Source organism: Saccharobesus litoralis, assembly GCF_003063625.1.
GTDB classification, from domain to species: domain Bacteria; phylum Pseudomonadota; class Gammaproteobacteria; order Enterobacterales; family Alteromonadaceae; genus Saccharobesus; species Saccharobesus litoralis.
In genome coordinates this window covers 794,856-813,501 of record NZ_CP026604.1, presented here as the reverse complement: position 1 = coordinate 813,501, position 18,646 = coordinate 794,856, and the positions used below count along the sequence as shown (strand labels likewise).

General features: G+C 41.4%; 10 protein-coding genes. 9 read left to right on the top strand and 1 reads right to left on the bottom strand.

Annotated elements, in window-relative coordinates:
- The first annotated feature begins 217 nt into the window (after positions 1-217).
- Both C2869_RS03040 and C2869_RS03035 read left to right on the top strand, forming a co-directional pair.
- Positions 218-2,722 carry a BNR-4 repeat-containing protein gene (locus C2869_RS03040; RefSeq protein WP_228710749.1) on the top strand — a complete coding sequence of 835 codons (2,505 nt, stop codon included), beginning with the start codon at positions 218-220 and terminating at the stop codon, positions 2,720-2,722.
- 346 nt (positions 2,723-3,068) lie between these two features.
- Positions 3,069-4,379, top strand: a complete 1,311-nt coding sequence (locus C2869_RS03035) for an alginate lyase family protein (protein ID WP_108601548.1) — start codon at positions 3,069-3,071, stop codon at positions 4,377-4,379.
- Between the two features lie 470 nt (positions 4,380-4,849).
- Here the strand turns inward: C2869_RS03035 and C2869_RS03030 are convergent, their stop codons facing one another.
- Positions 4,850-6,298 carry a BNR-4 repeat-containing protein gene (locus C2869_RS03030; protein WP_108601547.1) on the bottom strand — a complete coding sequence of 483 codons (1,449 nt, stop codon included), beginning with the start codon at positions 6,296-6,298 and terminating at the stop codon, positions 4,850-4,852.
- A gap of 199 nt (positions 6,299-6,497) precedes the next feature.
- On the opposite strand from C2869_RS03030, the gene C2869_RS03025 reads away from it, so the two are divergent.
- The 7 genes from C2869_RS03025 to C2869_RS02990 all read left to right on the top strand — a co-directional run bounded on the left by C2869_RS03025 (position 6,498) and on the right by C2869_RS02990 (position 18,502).
- Positions 6,498-7,793 (top strand): alginate lyase family protein, encoded by a 1,296-nt coding sequence (locus C2869_RS03025; protein WP_108601546.1) that lies wholly within the window; start codon positions 6,498-6,500, stop codon positions 7,791-7,793.
- Between the two features lie 603 nt (positions 7,794-8,396).
- The gene (locus tag C2869_RS03020) at positions 8,397-9,437 is read left to right on the top strand and encodes a hypothetical protein (protein ID WP_159084005.1); all 1,041 of its coding nucleotides are present in this window, start codon (positions 8,397-8,399) and stop codon (positions 9,435-9,437) included.
- A 36-nt stretch (positions 9,438-9,473) separates the two neighbouring features.
- Positions 9,474-10,457, top strand: coding sequence for a hypothetical protein (locus C2869_RS03015; protein WP_108601544.1), 984 nt, complete (start codon positions 9,474-9,476; stop codon positions 10,455-10,457).
- Positions 10,458-10,523: 66 nt separating this feature from the next.
- Positions 10,524-11,312: a polysaccharide lyase gene (locus tag C2869_RS03010; RefSeq protein ID WP_159084004.1), complete on the top strand. Its 789-nt coding sequence runs from the start codon at positions 10,524-10,526 to the stop codon at positions 11,310-11,312.
- 491 nt (positions 11,313-11,803) lie between these two features.
- A complete protein-coding gene (locus tag C2869_RS03005) occupies positions 11,804-14,656 on the top strand; it encodes an alpha-L-rhamnosidase (protein ID WP_199915623.1) in 2,853 nt (950 codons plus the stop codon).
- Positions 14,657-15,088: 432 nt separating this feature from the next.
- Positions 15,089-16,063 (top strand): type 1 periplasmic-binding domain-containing protein, encoded by a 975-nt coding sequence (locus C2869_RS02995; protein ID WP_159084003.1) that lies wholly within the window; start codon positions 15,089-15,091, stop codon positions 16,061-16,063.
- Positions 16,064-16,141: 78 nt separating this feature from the next.
- Positions 16,142-18,502, top strand: a complete 2,361-nt coding sequence (locus tag C2869_RS02990; protein WP_108601540.1) for an alpha-L-rhamnosidase-related protein — start codon at positions 16,142-16,144, stop codon at positions 18,500-18,502.
- The last annotated feature ends 144 nt before the right edge of the window (positions 18,503-18,646 follow it).

Sequence of the window (18,646 nt, the reverse complement as noted above, 5' to 3'; positions counted from 1 at the left end):
AACCAAGCCCATGTAGGCGAACATTTATGTTTGCGGAACCTGCAAACCAAACCTCTCCAAAACCACCCTCTTTTTACCGATTTTTTACAACTTTAACAGGGTAGCAATTTGTCATTTCTATCGCTCTTCTTAATAACGATATCGATTTACTAGTTCGTTTAATACAGGTAATACAATGATAAAAATGCCAATTACAAAAGTATTTAGCAGAAAAGCAATGCGAAATGTTCTGCTCAATACTTTGTTAAGTGCCATAGCACTCACTACACTCAATGTCAGCGCAACCGTCACCCTCGAATCAGAAACCAAAATTGCAGATAACGCCCTGCATTTCGATGGTAAAAAGGATACAAATGCTGATGTCAAAGATTTAACTAATCAACAATTAATCGAAGAGAACGAATATCACTATCACTTTGGCCCTAGTATTTCAGCCCATGGTGACGCGGTTAAAGTGTATAAACACTATGTGTTTATGACCTGGTATCGCGGTGGTAAAAACGATAGACACGTGATGCTGTCGCGCTTGAACACCCAAACCAACACGGTTAAAACAATTGAATTTCCTCACCGTCATACGGGCTACTTAGGAGAATGGTGGATTGGTGAATCACATAACACCATAGGTTTAGCGGTTAGCCCACTTAATGGCACCATACATATGGTTTACGATATGCATGGTTATGACAACGGAACCCGCAGTGGCCGATTTAAAGATGATTATTTCCGTTACAGCTACAGTGTAGCTGGCGCAGCCGAGCTAAGTGATAGCGAATTTACGCTAGATAAATTTGTTAAAGACACCAGTAGTATTAGTCAAGGGGATGACGATTATAAACATCTTTCGATGACAGGCGATTTAGCCGACCGAGATAATTTTTCTAATCTCACATACCCTAAATTTTTTACTAACAACGACGGTCAACTCATCTTATATATGCGTAAAGGCAGCAGTAACAATGGCGCTTACGTATTTAATAGCTACGACGCAGCAAGTGAAAAATGGTCTACGTTTACCCATTTCAATTATAACCACCAACGTGACAAGGGTAATGCCTACAATTGGGGGTTGTATGGCAACATGAAGTATGTCAATGGCAAACTCAGAGTCGGTTTTCAACAACGAACAGATATTAAAGACGATAAGTACCTTTATCAAAACGGACTTTATTACGCATATTCAGATGCCCCAGACGGTGTTGGTGAATGGTTCAACCATAAAGGTGATGCTATGACATGGCCGCTGGTTAACTCAGACGAAATTAAAATATATGAGCCAGGTGACTTAGTTACCACGCAAGCAATTGATCAAGTACATATAGTGGGTAACTTTGATTGGACAGTGACAACTAAAGGTGATGTGCATTTTGTTCATCGCGTCAAAGATAGCGAAAACAAAAAAACCGTATTTGCCCATACCTACAAACCGGCTGGTGCCAGCGATTTTATTACCTCCACAAATTTTAATGGCGCAGAAGAAATATATACCGCGGGAGACGACATTTATATTATCGGATTAGATGACGGCAAGCCCTATGTCGAAACGACCAAAGGTGGCACCAATAATTTCACTCGCGTTTACCAAGCAACCGAAGGTAATTTTCACCACGGTGTGGTTTATGTCAAGCAAGGTAAGGTTTATTACTATTTAATGAAGAATGGCACTGGCTCAGCTAGACCTATCTATCTGCAAATAATTGACTTGGGATTAAGTCAATCGACAGTGACGTTTGCATCTGATGATATGACTGTTTTAGAGGGCTATCAAAGTCTAGCCATTCGCACCGAGCAGGTGGGAGAAGACAATACCAATTTAATAGAAAGCGTTGCGCTGTATATCGACGAACAACTTGTTTCAACCTTGCATAATCCCCCTTTTGAATGGACAACATCTGAAAGTCAGCTGCAAAATTTAGCGGCGGGCAGTTACCAATTAAAAGCGCAAGCCATGAATGCGCAAGGTCACACAAGCCAAGCGACTACAACATTAACTGTTGTGGATCCCACTCCAACCATCGAATTTAGTACGGCCGAGCAAATCAAAACAGAGGGTTATCAAAGTTTAGCCGTTAACGTGGTTGCCGCTACACCTATCGCCAGTCGAACTATTGATAATGTCACCTTATTTGTCGATGGCTCAGAAGTGTCCAAAAAAACCAAAGCGCCTTATCAATGGTCGCAAGCAGATGCTAAGCTTAAAGCGCTAGCGGTGGGCAACCACACCATCAAAGCTGTGGTTACCGATAGTGAAAATTTACAATCTGAGGTGACCCAATCATTGTTAGTTAAAGCTGACAATACCAAGCCAACTATTTCATTTGTGCAAAACGCAATCACATTAAGCCAAGGCTACACGCAAATATCATTAGGCGTAAATGCATCAACAAGCAATGTGTCATCCAGCATTGAAAGTATTGCGTTATACCTTGAAGACCAACTTGTTTCAGTTGAACAAAAAAGCTCATATCAATGGACGCAAGCATATAGTCAATTAGCTAATCTAACTCCCGGAACCTATGCGGCCACCGCAGTTGCAACTGATAGCAAAGGATTAACGAAAGATGCCAGCATCACTATTACTATTAAAGCTCAGGCCAATAACAGTGATAAACCTAGCTCTGATAACCAAGGAACAGGTGGGGGCGGCAGTACTCCGCTAGGCATGTTGGTGTTATCAATGATAGCGATATTGAGAAGAGCAAAGCTCCAATCTCGACGCTAATTTTAACAGCCCTAGCTAACCATTTTTTAGCTCTGTATCGATTTAATTTTGATTAGTTGAAAACATTAGTGATCATTTTCACACTGAGCGCGAAGCAGTCGAAGTGTTAGTAAATTAGAAAGTAATAAGACTTCGACACCAAAAATAGGCGCCTTAAACGAGCTCAGGCTGAAGTTGTTTATTTAATCTAAATACGGTTATAAACATCACAAGTGATTCAACTGACATTTCTTTATTGAAAAGGTGCTAGATACCCAGTAGCGACACGTTGCTGGGTGTCAGTACTATTCTTTGCATTACTTTAGTTAATGTTAATTTTCTGACAGCTTCATTTAAAGGTCATCATATGAAACGCCATTATTTAACCGGAATTGCTTGTGCGCTAACCTTGAGCGCTGCATTGTCTGCCTGTAGTTCAACAACGTCATCAACAACCAAAGTTCAGTCTACTGTTCAGCCCGCTAAGCAAAACTCAACACAAATCTTAGCGCAAACCAAGCTCGCGACAATCCCAGATTATATTTACTACAACAAACAGCATATTCAAACGATCCAACAGCAGGTTGCTTCTGGTCATGAACCCTATTTAGCTGCGGTTAAAGCCATTACCAAACAAGCCGACAAAAATCTAAAATCAACCATAGAATCTGTGTTAGATAAACCTAAAGCGGCTCCTAGTGGTAACAAAAACGATTACTTAAGTATTGCGCCTTACTGGTGGCCGAATCCTGATACACCCGATGGCATGCCATGGATCAATAAAGACGGCAAAGTAAACCCAATGACGCGTGGCAAACATACCGACCAAAAACGTTCTAATCAATTTCTTAAAGCGTTAAAAACCCTAACCATTGCCTATACCTATACTCGTAACGAGCAATATTTAAACCGGATCCAGCGCTATATTGATACATGGATGGTTAACCCGAAAACGCGTATGAATCCGCATCTCAATTATGCACAAGGTTGGCCAGGCACAAACAACGGCACGCCTTTTGGCGTGATTGAATGGACAAGTATCAGTAATGTTGTAACCGCCATGCAGTTATTAAAAGAGACTCAAGCGGTTGATAAAGAATTCATCACAACAGTGGATCATTGGCTAGATGAATATCTAACTTGGTTGCTAACCAGTGAGCTCGGAAACTTAGAAAGAACCCGCAAAAATAATCATGGCTCGTGGTACGACTATCAAGTTGTCGGTTTAATGATGTACTTAAACAAAGTAGAAGAGGCCACTGCCTATTTAAGTCAAACCAAACAACGTATTGAAGAACAGTTTCAAGTTGATGGTTCTCAACCGCATGAACTTAAGCGCACTAAATCCGTTAACTATACCTCTATGAATTTGCAAGCCTTGGTGCAAGTGGCATTTTTAGCGGAAAAACTTGGCGTGGATCTATGGAACTACCAAGCCAGCCAAGGACAAAGCTTATCTAAAGCTGTCAGTTATTTTTATCCATACTTAAGAGGTGAAAAAGCATGGCAATACAAACAAATTTGGCGAACTATTGCGCAAGCTTATGAGTTAAAAACCTATCCAATGTTGCATATAACCCGTGCTTATTTTGGCCAAAGCGCCGTTCCCGATGACATTTATCAAAAGGTTAAACCGACGTTATCGCCTGAATATTTATTACTCTATTCAACAAAATAATAGTCAACAGCGCCCTGTTCTTGGGGGCGCTGAAATCTAATGCTTAATCAATTTAATCTTGATTAGTGGAAATCCCACTTTAAGTCGAGGCTCGCCTCGACAATGGCGACAGATATTAGGCAATATCTCGCCTAGCAACCAAGCCTGTAGCAGCTCCGCTGCTATTGTCGAAATAAATTTCGACCTACACGGTTCTAAGGAATGCCGTCAAGTGTCTTGAACAGACCACGGTAAACAAAACAGCGGCTCTTGTAGGCGAACATTTATGTTTGCTGAGCCCGCAAACCAAGCCCTTGTAGGCGAACATTTGCCTGCATGGACGCAGGTACTTAAGATTTGTCGGGAACAAAATCTTGTATGTTTGCGGAACCTGCAAACCAAGCGCCCACAAACCTAAAAATGGTATGAGAGCGCTGAAATCTAGTCAGTATTTATTTCTTAACACTTAATCAAAAAGCGATTTTGATCGGCTATTTGAATATCACCTTGTCAGCTTCTTTTAATACCAAAGCCTCGGATTTTGCCCGTTTTACTGGGCCGTTATCTCCCAATAAGTAAATTTTTCGCCATTGCGTGCCTTTTGGTCTTTCTGCCACAAGAATACGTGCGTCAGGATGCGCATTTTCAATTAATGAACTCACTGACCAACTCACATCACTACGCTTTAATAACTCTTGGCCTTTAACAAAGGTTTTTCCGCCATCTTGACTGTGAAAATCAGCCACTATCGCATCATTATTTTTTTCTTGATAGGCTAAGGTAAATTGAATATCTGTTGGCGAATGAATTATAAAATCACCTTCTGAGCCTTTGCTTTTATGCTGCTTAGGATTCACTAAGTTACCACCAACCCAGCTTTCTCCAGTCCAGCGATAATAACGTGTTTGTTTAGAACCACCCCAAGGTTTGCCCATGTCTTTACCAATATTAATGGATAAATGTGGGTTACCTTGTTGATCTAAATGGGCTGAACCATTGAATGTCCACATGTCATCACCGCCCGTACGCGTAACTAAGGTTTTGGCATCGGCGACTTGTCGAGTCACGGGAATAGACAACGGCTCAGATTGCACATTGCGCCATGTATTATTTTTGGTGTTGAAGACCATATAATATAAATCGTGACGTACCGGAATATGGCCACGAGCTCGCGTGTCATTTGGGCAAACGTGATAATCGTAACTCATGATAATGTCATCATTGTGGCCACGGGTTGCCCAAACATACCAACTGTCATGATTATTTTTTGTTTCATGCGGTTTGTGCTTTAAAAACGACACAGGCGCTTCGAAAGTACGGCCATGATCCGTTGATTTTTGATAGACCCAGTCACTACGATGTGCACCATGGCGATAAATTAAATAGATATCGCCGTTATCCATCTTGATGGCTTGGTTGTAAGTACCAAAAACCGAAATGTTTTTTAGCTCTTGCCATTCACTAATATCACCAGGGCGCTTTGATACCACATGTTTATTGCGCCCAGAGTTATAGTTGCCGAGTAAATTTTTACCATCTTTCGGGCTACCACCATGACCACCAAAGAAAATATGAATATAACCCAACTCATCAATTAACATGGTGGGTTTGCCATGGTTGTCAGGTTTCTTTTTATTCATACGGCCAAGATCACTTTCACCCGCTTGAAAAGGACCTTGCCATTGCTTAGTTTGATGATGGTAAGCTGCCACATAAGGGTCTGTAAGCGGTCCTTGGTAACTTACATAAGTCACGCCATCTTTATATATACCGGCGGGATGCTGCACAATAGCGAGTGGTGTACTCAGTGCATTATCAGCAAAATATTCAACCATTTCGCCCTTGTTAACTGGTGCGGATGGCGTTGTGTTACAAGCGCTTAATAGCGCTGTAAAAACAATCAAAAATATAAAATTGGGATTAACGGATAATTTCTTCATATTGGCTTGCTTATGTATTTATCGTGAATGCAAAAGCCAGTCATATGTATGACTGCCCCTGTATATAAAGAAAAGCGAGCTTGAAACTAAATTACTACCCCAACAGAAGATCTTGTTAAACATCGAAAATAACAGGGGTAGTAACTGGCTATTTATATCGCTATTCATAATAGATAACTAACTATTAGATAGCGCATATATGAAAATGCATTTACTCAACGCTTTGGTTTTTTTTACGGTTCTGCTCAATTTCGCCGGTTGTGGTGCAACGCAACAGCAATCGACTAAATCGCCTTCTGACAACGTTGCCCATGGCAACCATGCTGATAAATCACAAGCTCACCAAGCAAATAAATTAATTTATTTAAATGAAACACAGCTTGTCGTTGCTAAGCAAAAACTGAATGCTAATAACCCAATCTATGTGCAAGCGTATAAAGAGCTAAGCAAGTTAGCCAATAAAGAACTTAAGAAGAAAGTCGATCCGGTTACCAATAAAACCATGATTGCCGATAGTGGAGATATTCATGACTACCACACCTTAGGTGCGTATTACTGGCCTGATAAAAGCAAACCAGACGGATTACCGTGGATCTATAAAGATGGTGAATTTAATCGCGTAAATTTAAGCCCCGCTACAGATTGGAAGCGCCGTAAAGATATGCTCAATGCGCTTGGTATATTAAATTTAGCTTTTTACCACTCAAACGACATGCGCTACTTAACCAAAGCCAAAGAGATAGTATACACCTGGTTTGTTAACCCCAAAACCAAAATGAACCCCAACTTAGACTACGCCAAGGCCATTCCGGGTAAAGTCAGCGGCACAAATTTTGGGGTGATCAGTTGGACAGATATCGGCAAGGTGGTAACGACCATACAGTTACTTGAGCGTAATAAAATGTGGCAAGGCCAGAATCAAGCGCAAATGCAACAATGGTTGCACGAATACTACACTTGGCTAACGACCAGTGAATTTGGTATTCGCGAAAGTACCCGCACGAATAATCATGGCACCAACTATGACTACCAAGCGATTGGCTTAATGCTATACCTTGGAAAAATAACAGAAGCCAAAGCGCGTATAGAGCAAGCAAAAACCTTGCGTATTGCCGCGCAAATTGCAGATGATGGCAGCCAACCATTAGAGTTAAAGCGTACCAAATCAGTCAGTTATACCATCAATAATTTATGGGCATTAGTGCGCATCGCCGATTTAGCCAAACGCCACACCGATATTGATCTTTGGTCTTATGCAAGTGACAAGGGGGCTAGCTTGCAAAAAGGATTTGAATTTGTCGTACCTTACATGACTAACCACAAAAAATGGCAATGGAAACAAATAACAGGCGGCGGGGTTAAAGCGAATTTGACAAAATTTGCTATCCCTATGTTTAAACGAGCACAGCTAATGCTAGGTGTCACGATTTTGCCAAGCGAGTTAAGTCAACAAGCTAAGCTAAACGCGCAAGATATATTAACTTATGCACCCTAATAGCAAGTACTAATTTAGCAACTTATTTAGACACGCGTACAAGATAAAAACAGAACTATTACCTTTTCGAAATAATTTTGATTAGTTGAAATCTCACTTGTAGGTTGAGGCTCGCTTAAAGCGCCTACTTTTGGTGCCTCAACAATGGTTGTTGATATTAGGTAATATCGCGCTTAGAAACCAAGCCTGAAGCAGCTCTGCTGCTATTGTCGAAATAAATTTCGACCTACATTAATTTGGTTTTTCTTACTAACTCGGTGCTTTCAACTGATCATTTTTTTCTGGAAACAGTACTATTTCGGCTAGCCCAAGCTGGGTCGATGTAACTTCGACCCATTTGATTCTAGCACTTGCGTGATAAGCGCTTATGTTCGTTTAAACCATATTGCCGAAATAACCTCCCGCTCCAATCATAATAAATCACATAAATTAACTTTCGTAACAAAAAAGTCACTTAATAGTTATTTATTTGTTGATTTTGATCTTTTTATCACTTAGTTTATCGCATATTGGTTTATTTTGACTTTATCTGTGTGAGTCAACGTAAAGAGGCTTTAGCTTTTTAATATGCGCAACAATCAGTCCCAGCACCAAAAGTTGATTATGAAAGTGAGCGATATAAAGCCTGTTTATATCGCTACAGGGCTTATTTTAAGCTTGGGGATTGGTATAGGTATTCTTGTGCATTTGAGCGCGAACAATAGTGTTCTCGTGGCAAATCAGCAGGTAATGCATTCGGCAGAAAAAGACGTCTTAGCAGCTAACAATAGTTCAAGCTGTGAGCAGCAGAACAAAACAACGCCATTGCCAATGAGTCGTCATGCTGCAGTTCAAACTTATGTTAGTGCTAATCAAGATGATGACGCGGATCCAGAAAACAGCTCAAATATTTATCAGCAGCCGACATTAACTGACACCTTGCACCTTGGATTAACTCAGCAACAAGCCGACACATTCCTTGAAGCACCCGCTGCAGAAAACTATCAAGAGTTAGCCAACAATCTAAGCTTAATACCTGACGTTCTCGATGCTATCTCAACGTTAGAAGAAGATTCGATTGCTAGACAATATTATCTGACATTACTTAAAAATATACCTGAAATTGAACTAGCTAAGGTTGTCGAGCAATTATTGTTACAACCAAGGATAATCGATCAGCAATCTGCTATTTCCTTGCTACCTGCAATGACTGATAGCAAGTTACGCGCGCGCGTTATACAAACCGCATTGCAGCAAAATCTAGACAGTCATGGTTTAAATTTAGTCTCTAGCTTTATTGCCGACGATCCTCACTTATCAACATCTGCACAGATCCAAAAGTTGCTAAATAGGACTTACAACGCATCGAGTGATCCGTTAGCACGGCTTAGCATTCTCAAGGCAAGCTCATTTAATGTTGCTCATCAAACCGCCGCTTATCACGATGTCATGCAGCATATCAATTCAACAGACATGACAACCACTGCCCAAATCACTCTGCAAGCGATTGACGTGGTTAAAACATGGCTAACTAATAAGCCATTTACACTGACACCCCAGCAACGGGATGAACTTAAAAATAGGATCCGTGAAATTGCCAACGACCCTATTAATCCGCTGCCAGTGAGATTGAACTCAATAAATGTACTGCAGTTATTGGGCTAGATAAAAAAGGGGCTAGATAAAAATGGGACTTATTAAATGCTAAAAACGTTAAAACTATCGGCTGAATTACTGTCGCTTGCCATAGGGTTGTTACTGGGTGCGGTGATCGTTTGGGGTTTACATACAGGCTTAAATAACTTCAGTATTCCGTCGTCACATGCCTATGCACAAACAGATACAAGCCTATCTGTTAAAGCCGCCAACAGCAGCCATCTTAATATCGAGCAACACGCTTGTGCCAATGAACAAGACTATATAAGTCAAGACAGTATTCTGGAGACAACTACCCAACCACAATTAGCGCTAACTCAGGTATTGGAACAGGGCTTAACACCCCTTGAAAGACGCTGGTTAAGTGACAACCCAACATATCATCCCAATATAGACTTTAATGCTAACCCTGAAATAATCGGTGATATTATAGATAAAATCATGCACCGACCAAATGACGCAACTCGGCGTTACTTAGTGCAAGTGTTAAAACAACTTGAAATTACAAAGCTAGAAGAGATTGTCTATCAATTTGCTAATGCCGATCGTGCTATCGACCAAGAGACTGCGATAGAGCTAGCGGTAACGATTAATCAAACTGAATACAAGCCGCAGCTTATCAAAGACCTTTTAGTTACTGACCTCATCACTGATGCGCAATTGCAATTAATATCCGCATTGAATAATGAAATGAGCAAGTTAAACCTTGCCGATTTTTACTCGCAATTAATCGATGTATATCAAAACTCGACGGAGCCAAGTGTAAAAACAGCCATTACTCATACCTTAACCCAATCAGACTTTATTCGAGAAAGTGCATTTCATGAGATTTTTGCCCTTATGCAAAACGATGTAACGCTATCTGCAATGGCACGCCTGCAGTCGATTCAAAGCTGGGTTGCCGCTTATTCAGAGCGCTTTAGCGAGCAGCAAAAATACGAGATTACGCAATATAGCGAGCAGCAATTCTCGCTTGCTAACCATTATGAACAAAAAAAGTTAGCGCTAAAAATAGGAGGTGCCATCTAAAAAGTTAAAACTCAACAACAATCATCAACACAACACAATAAACTAATTAAAACGGTTGGAAAAAACGTGAAAAATTTAAAAAAATTAGCACTGATAACATCTTTAACATCAATATTCATGGTATCTGCCAATGTAAACGCGGCCAGTACGCTTTATTCAGAAAGCTTTAATTCAGGCAACGCAGGGGACTGGACTCACGCTAATGTGAAGTTTAGAGACGGTGCAAATAACATCCGAATTAAATACCCACTGTATAAAAATTTTAGTACGGGTAGAGTCGGCTCTCATCCCATGATGGTAGGGCAGATCCCCATCGCGGAAAATGCCATAGACGCCACATTTAAATATCGTATTAAGCTAGAAGATAACTATGATACCAATATGGGCGGCAAGTTTTTTGGTGTTGGCCCAGAAGAGCCTGTCACTGGTTGTAAAGACATTACCACTTACGGCTGGAGTGCACGAATTGGTATTCGCGACAAACATCCGCAGCTGTATATTTATCGACAAGGCAAGCCAGACGGACAATGTGGAGAAATCATCAAAGCAGAACAAGTTACGCTTGAGAAGAATCGTTGGTACGATTTAGCAATTTACGTCAAAGTTAATAGTTCAAGCTCAACATCAGATGCTGAAGCTCGTTTATTTGTCGATGGCGTTGAAGTTGCCAAGAAAACAGGTTTTAAATTCTTTGGCGGTTCAAATTCAAACGTACCACCACAAGCTAAAATTCAAAAAATTATCCGTACAAGCTTCTTGGGCTCTATGCCAAGCATAGCGAATGGTGAAGTCAAAACCGGTGAAGTGTCAGCGTTATATGATAACTTCTTAGTGGTTCGTGGTAAAAAACCATAAACTAGCTCGGGATCACCCCAACATAATTAAAAAGCTTGGTTGGGTTAAACCAAGCTTTTATAAATTAAACGAAAAACCAAGGCGAGCATTTGCCTGCATGGAAGCTGGTACTTAAGATTTGTCGGGAACAAAATCTTGTATGCTTGCAGAGCCTGCAAACCAAAAACTTTGACGAGCATTTATGCTTGTGGAAACTGCCAACCAAAACCAATAATTTAGCCTTTAACCTTTGCGTACCCATCGGCCTAAAGACCGACCTACAGTTCACACCAATCTCTCGTTTTGGAATACAAGGTAATATCACCTTTATTACAAATGATTAATAATGATTAGACATGATTGTGTTTGTTTGTTTAAATTATACTAACCGATTATCTCAATTTATACACATAAAACTTACATTTGGGTAATTTCGTTCATAGCCATGGTATGGCGAACAAGAGTTGCTATATGGCCAAAGCGCCACAAAAACTCGAAAAGGTAACTAAATAATGATTAAAAAACTGATATTTATCGTTTTGACTGTAGTGGGGTTGGCGGCTTGCTCAAATAGCGAGCTTAAGCAAGAATCAGCGAGTTCAAAAATACACTCCACACCACCAAGCCATTTATTGGTTGAAGACAATGTTAATCCACTTAACGTGCATCAACCTAAGCCTCGGCTTTCTTGGTATGCCAACGTCAAAATGCAAACCGCCTATCAAGTGCGGGTCGCCAGTAGCGAAGCCTTGTTAGCCAAAGGGCAAGCCGATCTTTGGGATAGCGGCAAAGTCGACTCGAGCGTCTCGGTTAATATTGCCTATCAAGGTAAAACATTAACAGCCAATCAAAAAGCGGTGTGGCAAGTTCGCGTTTGGTCGAGCGATAGTCATCAAGCCAGTGCTTGGAGTGCGCCTAGTTTTTGGGAAATGGGCTTAATCACTCAATCTGACTGGCAAGCTCAATGGCTGCAAGTCAAAGACAGAACCGTAGCAAAAGTCACTCCAGCTCGACTTGAATGGATGCACTACGCAGCTAACGTTCACTCAGCCATTACTGAGTTACCCCCTAAGCATAAACTAGAAACTCAGTGGGGTGTGGTGGAGCAATTAAAAGCGCAACCCACCGCAAGCTTATTCCGCCATAGCTTCAACGTAGATGCCAATAAGCCTATTAGCAAAGCAAAACTGCATAGCACGGCAGGTGGCTATTACGAAATTTTTATAAACGGCCAAAAAGTGGATGATCGCTTAGCGGATCCTGGCCAGACTGATTTTGACAAACGTATTTTGTACAACACAGACGAAGTCAGTCAATTGCTCGATAAAGGACAAAATACCATTGCAGTGCATTTAGGCAGTGGTTGGTACGATGAAAATATTGCCTTTAGCAAATGGTCAAACCCTGATGCCCAAAAAGGTAAGCGTAAGCAAAAAACCTTGTCGTTTGGTCAACCTAAATTTATTGCCCAATTGGATGTCACCTATGCTGACGGTACGCGCCAAACGATAGCCTCTAACCAAGAATGGTTATCACACCCATCACCAATTTTAAAAGAAGGTTTGTTCTCTGGTGAATTATTCGATGCAAATAATGTAGTTAAAGATTGGTCGCGTAATACCCAAACTAAAAACCTAGCCAATTGGCAACCGGTTGAAGTATTACAGCAATGGCCAACCCAGCGTTTAGAGCCACAATTATTACCACCAATTCGTGCGGTTAAAAAAGTTACGCCAATCAAAATTTATCAACCACGCGACAAGGTATGGGTGTTTGATTTTGGGCAAAACTTTACCGGTATTCCGACAATCAATTTAGCTAAGTTAAGTTTAACAGCCGGTCAAGCAATCAACTTACGTTATGGTGAATGGGCGGATATTGACGGTAATCTTAGTCAAAAATCAGGTGGTGGCGCACCACTGTTAAAACAAGTCGACACTTACATAGCATCAGGTAAAGACGCAAGCAGCTGGTCGCCTACTTTTACTTGGCATGGTTTCCGTTACATGGAAATAACCGGCTTAACATCAAAGCCTGCGCTTGATGCTGTTTATGGTCACTTAGTACGAAGCGATGTTGAAATAGTCGGGCAGTTTAAAAGCGCCAACCCATTAGTTAACCGCATTCACGATATGGCCCTGTGGAGCTATGAAGGCAACTTAATGGCAGTGCCAATGGATTGCCCAATTCGTGAGCGAGCCGGTTGGACAGGTGATGCCCATGCGGCTCTTATCACAGGCAACTACAATTATGATATGGAAAATTTCTGGCAAAAGTACTTAGGTGATTTTGCTACCTCTAGTCATATTGCACCGGCTGTTGTACCGGGTAAACGTTCACACGGTGGTACTTATGATTGGGCAGTGGCTGAAGTTATTATTGCTTGGGAGCATTACCGTCATCACGGTGATTTGAAAGTTATCGAACAGCAGTGGGACAGCATGGTGGAATACATGGATGCAGCTGAATCGCAATTAACCGACAATTTGTTACGCAAAGGCTATGGCGATTGGTGTGATCCTGTGCGCGTACCGGGCATGACACGTAAACGTTGTAACCCTGAGTACACCTTACCAACCATGACCACCTCTGGCTTTTTGGCGCACGGTGCAGAGCTAATGGCAAAAATGTCTGCTTTATTAAATAAACCGCAACAGGCGCAGCACTACCAAGCTTTGTTTGAACGTATTGCGGGGCAATATCACAAAGAATATTACAACCCTGAAACTGGTCATTACGGCAGCCAAACCGCAGATGCCATGGCATTGCAGTTTGGAATTACCCCACCAGCCTTACGCCAATCAGTAGCGGATGCGTTAAACAAAGATGTATTAGAAAACTGGAAGGGTCATGGCTCTATTGGCGCATTAGGTCAAACCTATGTTTACCGCGCGTTAAGTGATTACGGCTATGGTGATACTGCCTATGGTATTTTCACCGCTAAAGGTTACCCAGGTTATCAGTGGCAATTTGATAAATTAAAAGCCACGACCTTATGGGAGCGCAAAGGCGTGTGGGATCCAGAAAAAGATCCTGAAGGCAGAAACCCAGCGGGTCGTTCGTTAAACCACCCATTCCATAGCGGTTACGATGGTTGGTTTTATGAAGGCTTAGGCGGTATTCGTCCATTAGGCGATAACCCTGGCTATCAACACTTCGCGTTAGCGCCGGTATTCCCGAAATCATTAGATTGGGTCGAAACCAGCTATAAAACTGGCTACGGCAAAATTGTGAGTAACTGGAAACGCGTGGGTAATAAAATTGAGTGGCAATTTACTGTACCCAATAACACCACAGCTCAAGTGACTGTTGCGGGTAAACCACCAAAAGTTTATCAAGCAGGGCAATACAGCCTTACATTATAAGCAAAAAATTGTCACACGGGTGTGTAACTAGCACAGATACACGCCCCTTTTCTCTCACATCTATATTGGCAATAGGCATACAGCCAAACTTAATTGATAACACTTTTATCTATTTTGCACACCTTAAAGAAGCTGAAAATGACCACTTGGTGTCATTTAAAATTAGCGAATTTAACACAAATAAAAATGTCACTTGTTTTGTGTCTAACTCAGGTTTAACGACTAATATTAAGTTGGTAGGCTAATTTTAGGCTTTAGGAACGTTTGGCTTTGTGTACATTATTTAGACATAACAGGTTTATTGTTCAACTTAAGTACTTTATTTGCGTGGGGCTATTGTGCTTTTTTCCTCAGGTGTCATTTGGTAAAACGCAAGATGTTCTTTTAATTGCCCCATACTTAAGCGTTTTTTGGAACAACGTTGAGTTACCTATGGCTCCGGTTGCTAAGCAACTCGGGCTAAATTTTATTAGCTTACGCCCTGATGCACAAAAAGGCTTTGATTTTACCTTAGTGCTAAACCAGTATTTAAAAAAGAACCGCACACCCGAATGGGTCATTTGGGTACATCGCCGTAGTCATCCAGACAAAATGTTAAATTTACTGGAAGCCCATAAAATTCGCTCAATCAATATCACTAATCCCATTCCACCAAAGGACGCCAATGTGGTTGGTAAACCACTTCAGCGTTATCAATATTGGCAAGCACAAATCTCATCGAATGAATATGACGCTAGCTACAAGATAATTGATGCCTTGCATCTAGCCGCGCAACAATCCAACTACACCAAACCCTACCGCATTATAGGTATTGCCGGAAGTAAGTATTTACAGTCGGCGAAAAATAGTAATTTGGGTATGCTAACCGCGATTGAACAACGAAAAAATATGCACCTTTTACAGTTGGTTTATTCAGATTGGTCGCAAGATGAAGCCTTTAATAAAATGAATATCTTGTTGCGCCGACATCCTAATATCAACCTTGCTTGGGCGGGCAACATTAATATTGCATTGGGAATACGCCAAGCGTTACAAGCGAGCCAGATTAAAACGCAACACTGGCCGATGATAGGTAACCTAGGTTGGCATCCCAAGGTGTTTTCAGCTATTCAACAAGAACATATTGCGTTTAGCATGGGCGGCAACCATATGCATGGGGTATGGGCATTATTAGTGATATACGATATTGTTCATAACAGTAGCGGTGCTAATGCTGTTAATAAAGAGGCAGACTCTATTATTAACATTCCATATATTAAAGCCAGCAAGCATAACATCCAACATATCGAACCCTTGTTTCAATCAAGTTACTGGCACACTGCTAACATAAAGCAATACTCTAAGCGGCATAACCCTCAATTGCATAAATACGACTTTAACCTTGAGTATTTACTGGCAACCGAATAGGGCAAAGTAGGGGTATTAGTTTTACATCTTCTGCACTATTCCTAATAGCAATTTTCAACTAACTATTAGGAAGCTTCAATGAGGTTTACGTTAATTTTAGGACGTTTGTTTACGTTTCTATTTTTATTGATTGGTTTTAAATCATTCGCTGTTGATTGGCAGGCGCAATGGATTTGGAGCAATAAAGGAGGTAGTGTCCCTAATTCTTGGGTCGCTTTTCGCAAAGACGTTACCATTGACAACCTAGACCAGCAAGCCAAAGCTTACATTAGTGCCGACACTAAATATTGGTTGTGGATCAACGGCGAAATGGTGGTATTTGAAGGGGGCTTTACTGGCGGACCAAGCCCAGTTCGACCGTCCCCCCGTATTGATAACTATGTTATTGCTTCAAATAAATATTACGACACCATAGATATCAGCCAATACTTAAAACAAGGTAAAAACACCATTGCTGCGTTAACTTGGTACTGGGGTGATAATGGCACTAAAGGCACCCATATTTCGGCAATGACCGGCGGCTTTATTTTCCAAGCGGAAGTGGGTGAACAAGTTATCGTCTCAGACAAGAGTTGGAAAGCCATAGACCATAAAGCCTATAAAAACGACTTTGTTAAAACAGACCCCATCCGGCTGGCAGCATGGCGCGTAAAGTATGATGCCAGAGATGATATGGGAGATTGGACCGCAAAAGCGTGGTACTTACCTAACTATGATGATTCGACGTGGAAAACCCCGAGAACAAAACGGTTCCCGCCGCGAGCGCCGTTTTTTAAATTGTTCCCAAGTGAAATCCCGCCATTTACTAACTATGGCTTAGCCAATTGCACTAATTTTCCTGAGCATAAATTTCCCTTTGTTGCTGACGGCAGTAAGATTGAATGTAAGCTCGACTTTAATAAAAACTTTACCCCTTATTTTGATATTGAAGCGAAAGGCGGCGAGCAAATCCATATTACGTCTAATTTTAAGCGTAACAAAATTGAGACCTTTTATACCGCAAAACCGGGTCGCCAACAGTTTGAGTCTTACTCTTGGTTAAATGGTCGCATAATCCAATTCACCATCCCCAAAGGGGTGAAAGTACATGGCTTAAAATACCGTTGGACGGGCGTTGGTAAAACACCGGGGCATTTTGAAGCTGACGATGCTTGGTATACGCGAATTTGGCAAATGGCTGAAAACACCTTATACATTTGTGCGCGCGATAATTTTATGGACACACCAGACAGAGAGCGCGGCTTGTGGATAGGTGATGTTGCCGATCAAGCCAGTTATTTATTCTATTCAATGGATAAACCCGGGCGTGATCTATTGAAAAAAGCGATCACCGTAACTTTGGCGTTTAGTGATAGTGAAACCGGTATTTTTGCGGGCTTAGGGCCAGGCCGTTTCCGTGAATTACCCGCGCAAAGTTTGCAATTTATTGAACAAGGCATTTGGCATTATTATTACAACACCGGAGACAAAGACACCTTAGCGTTTGCTTACCCTTACGTACATAAATACTTAACCCTATGGGACCTAAAAGACAACGGCTTAGCCACTTTTAGAGCCGGTGCGTGGAAGTGGACTGACTGGGGGCCTCAAGACACGATAGACTATGATGCCATTCAAAATGCCTTGTATTACAGTGCATTAGTCTCGGCGCGTAAAATGGCCAAAGCCTTGGGTGATGACACCCATATCGGCTTTTACGATAGGCGCATTAATTCAATTAAAAAAGCCTATCAAATATACTATTGGCAAGATGGATTTTTCAGCAGTAATCCTGCCAAATTTAAAGATGATCGCGCTAATGCAATTGCTATTCTGTTTGGCCTTGCCGAGCCTCGCCAATACCAATCTATTGTTGATAATGTATTAAATCCGAATCATTATGCCAGCCCGCACTTTGAGTGGATGGTTTATAACGCGATGGCGATGGCAGGTCGTTACCAAGATGCTCTTGCGCGGATGAAAACGCGTTACAGCGCTCAAGTGAACAATAAAGAGCTCTCAACCTTAGCTGAATATCTAGGCGAGAAAAAAGGCACCGAGAATCATGCATGGAATGCACCTAGTACCGTACTCAGCCAATACATTGCTGGTATTGCCCCAACATCTGTTGCTTGGCAAACCTACCACATAAAACCCAATATGGCGCATATGCAGCGTGTACAGCAAAAAGTGCCCAGTGTAAAAGGCGACATCGATTTTGTGATCAGCCGAGATACCTCATCAATCAAAATTGATCTAACCTCACCAACCGCCACAACCGCAACACTGGGTATTCCAAAAGCCTATTTCAAACTCAATAGCGTTGCTTTTAACGGTAAAACCGTTTGGCATAAGGGTAGTGCACAAGGCAAGCTCGCGGGTATTGAATTTGTGGGAGAGGATGAAAAGTACCTTAACTTTAGTGTAGCAGCCGGCACTTGGTCGGTTAGTGCAAAATAAAAAGCAATAAAATGGGGTTGGTTTTACCGATAGCGCTTACGCCCGTTATTGGAAAATCATGTATTTTTCATGATTGAACTTTACGTTTACGAAACCTGACCTCGATATTTTTATTTATGCATTAACAAAAAGGCTCTGTTGTCT

What these genes read in the sequence shown, in the direction of transcription:
- C2869_RS03040 (WP_228710749.1), top strand. Translation starts at nt 218, where the DNA reads ATGCGAAATGTTCTGCTCAATACTTTGTTAAGTGCCATAGCACTCACT.
- C2869_RS03035 (WP_108601548.1), top strand. Translation starts at nt 3,069, where the DNA reads ATGAAACGCCATTATTTAACCGGAATTGCTTGTGCGCTAACCTTGAGC.
- C2869_RS03030 (WP_108601547.1), bottom strand. Translation starts at nt 6,298, where the DNA reads ATGAAGAAATTATCCGTTAATCCCAATTTTATATTTTTGATTGTTTTT.
- C2869_RS03025 (WP_108601546.1), top strand. Translation starts at nt 6,498, where the DNA reads ATGAAAATGCATTTACTCAACGCTTTGGTTTTTTTTACGGTTCTGCTC.
- C2869_RS03020 (WP_159084005.1), top strand. Translation starts at nt 8,397, where the DNA reads ATGAAAGTGAGCGATATAAAGCCTGTTTATATCGCTACAGGGCTTATT.
- C2869_RS03015 (WP_108601544.1), top strand. Translation starts at nt 9,474, where the DNA reads ATGCTAAAAACGTTAAAACTATCGGCTGAATTACTGTCGCTTGCCATA.
- C2869_RS03005 (WP_199915623.1), top strand. Translation starts at nt 11,804, where the DNA reads ATGATTAAAAAACTGATATTTATCGTTTTGACTGTAGTGGGGTTGGCG.
- C2869_RS02995 (WP_159084003.1), top strand. Translation starts at nt 15,089, where the DNA reads ATGGCTCCGGTTGCTAAGCAACTCGGGCTAAATTTTATTAGCTTACGC.
- C2869_RS02990 (WP_108601540.1), top strand. Translation starts at nt 16,142, where the DNA reads ATGAGGTTTACGTTAATTTTAGGACGTTTGTTTACGTTTCTATTTTTA.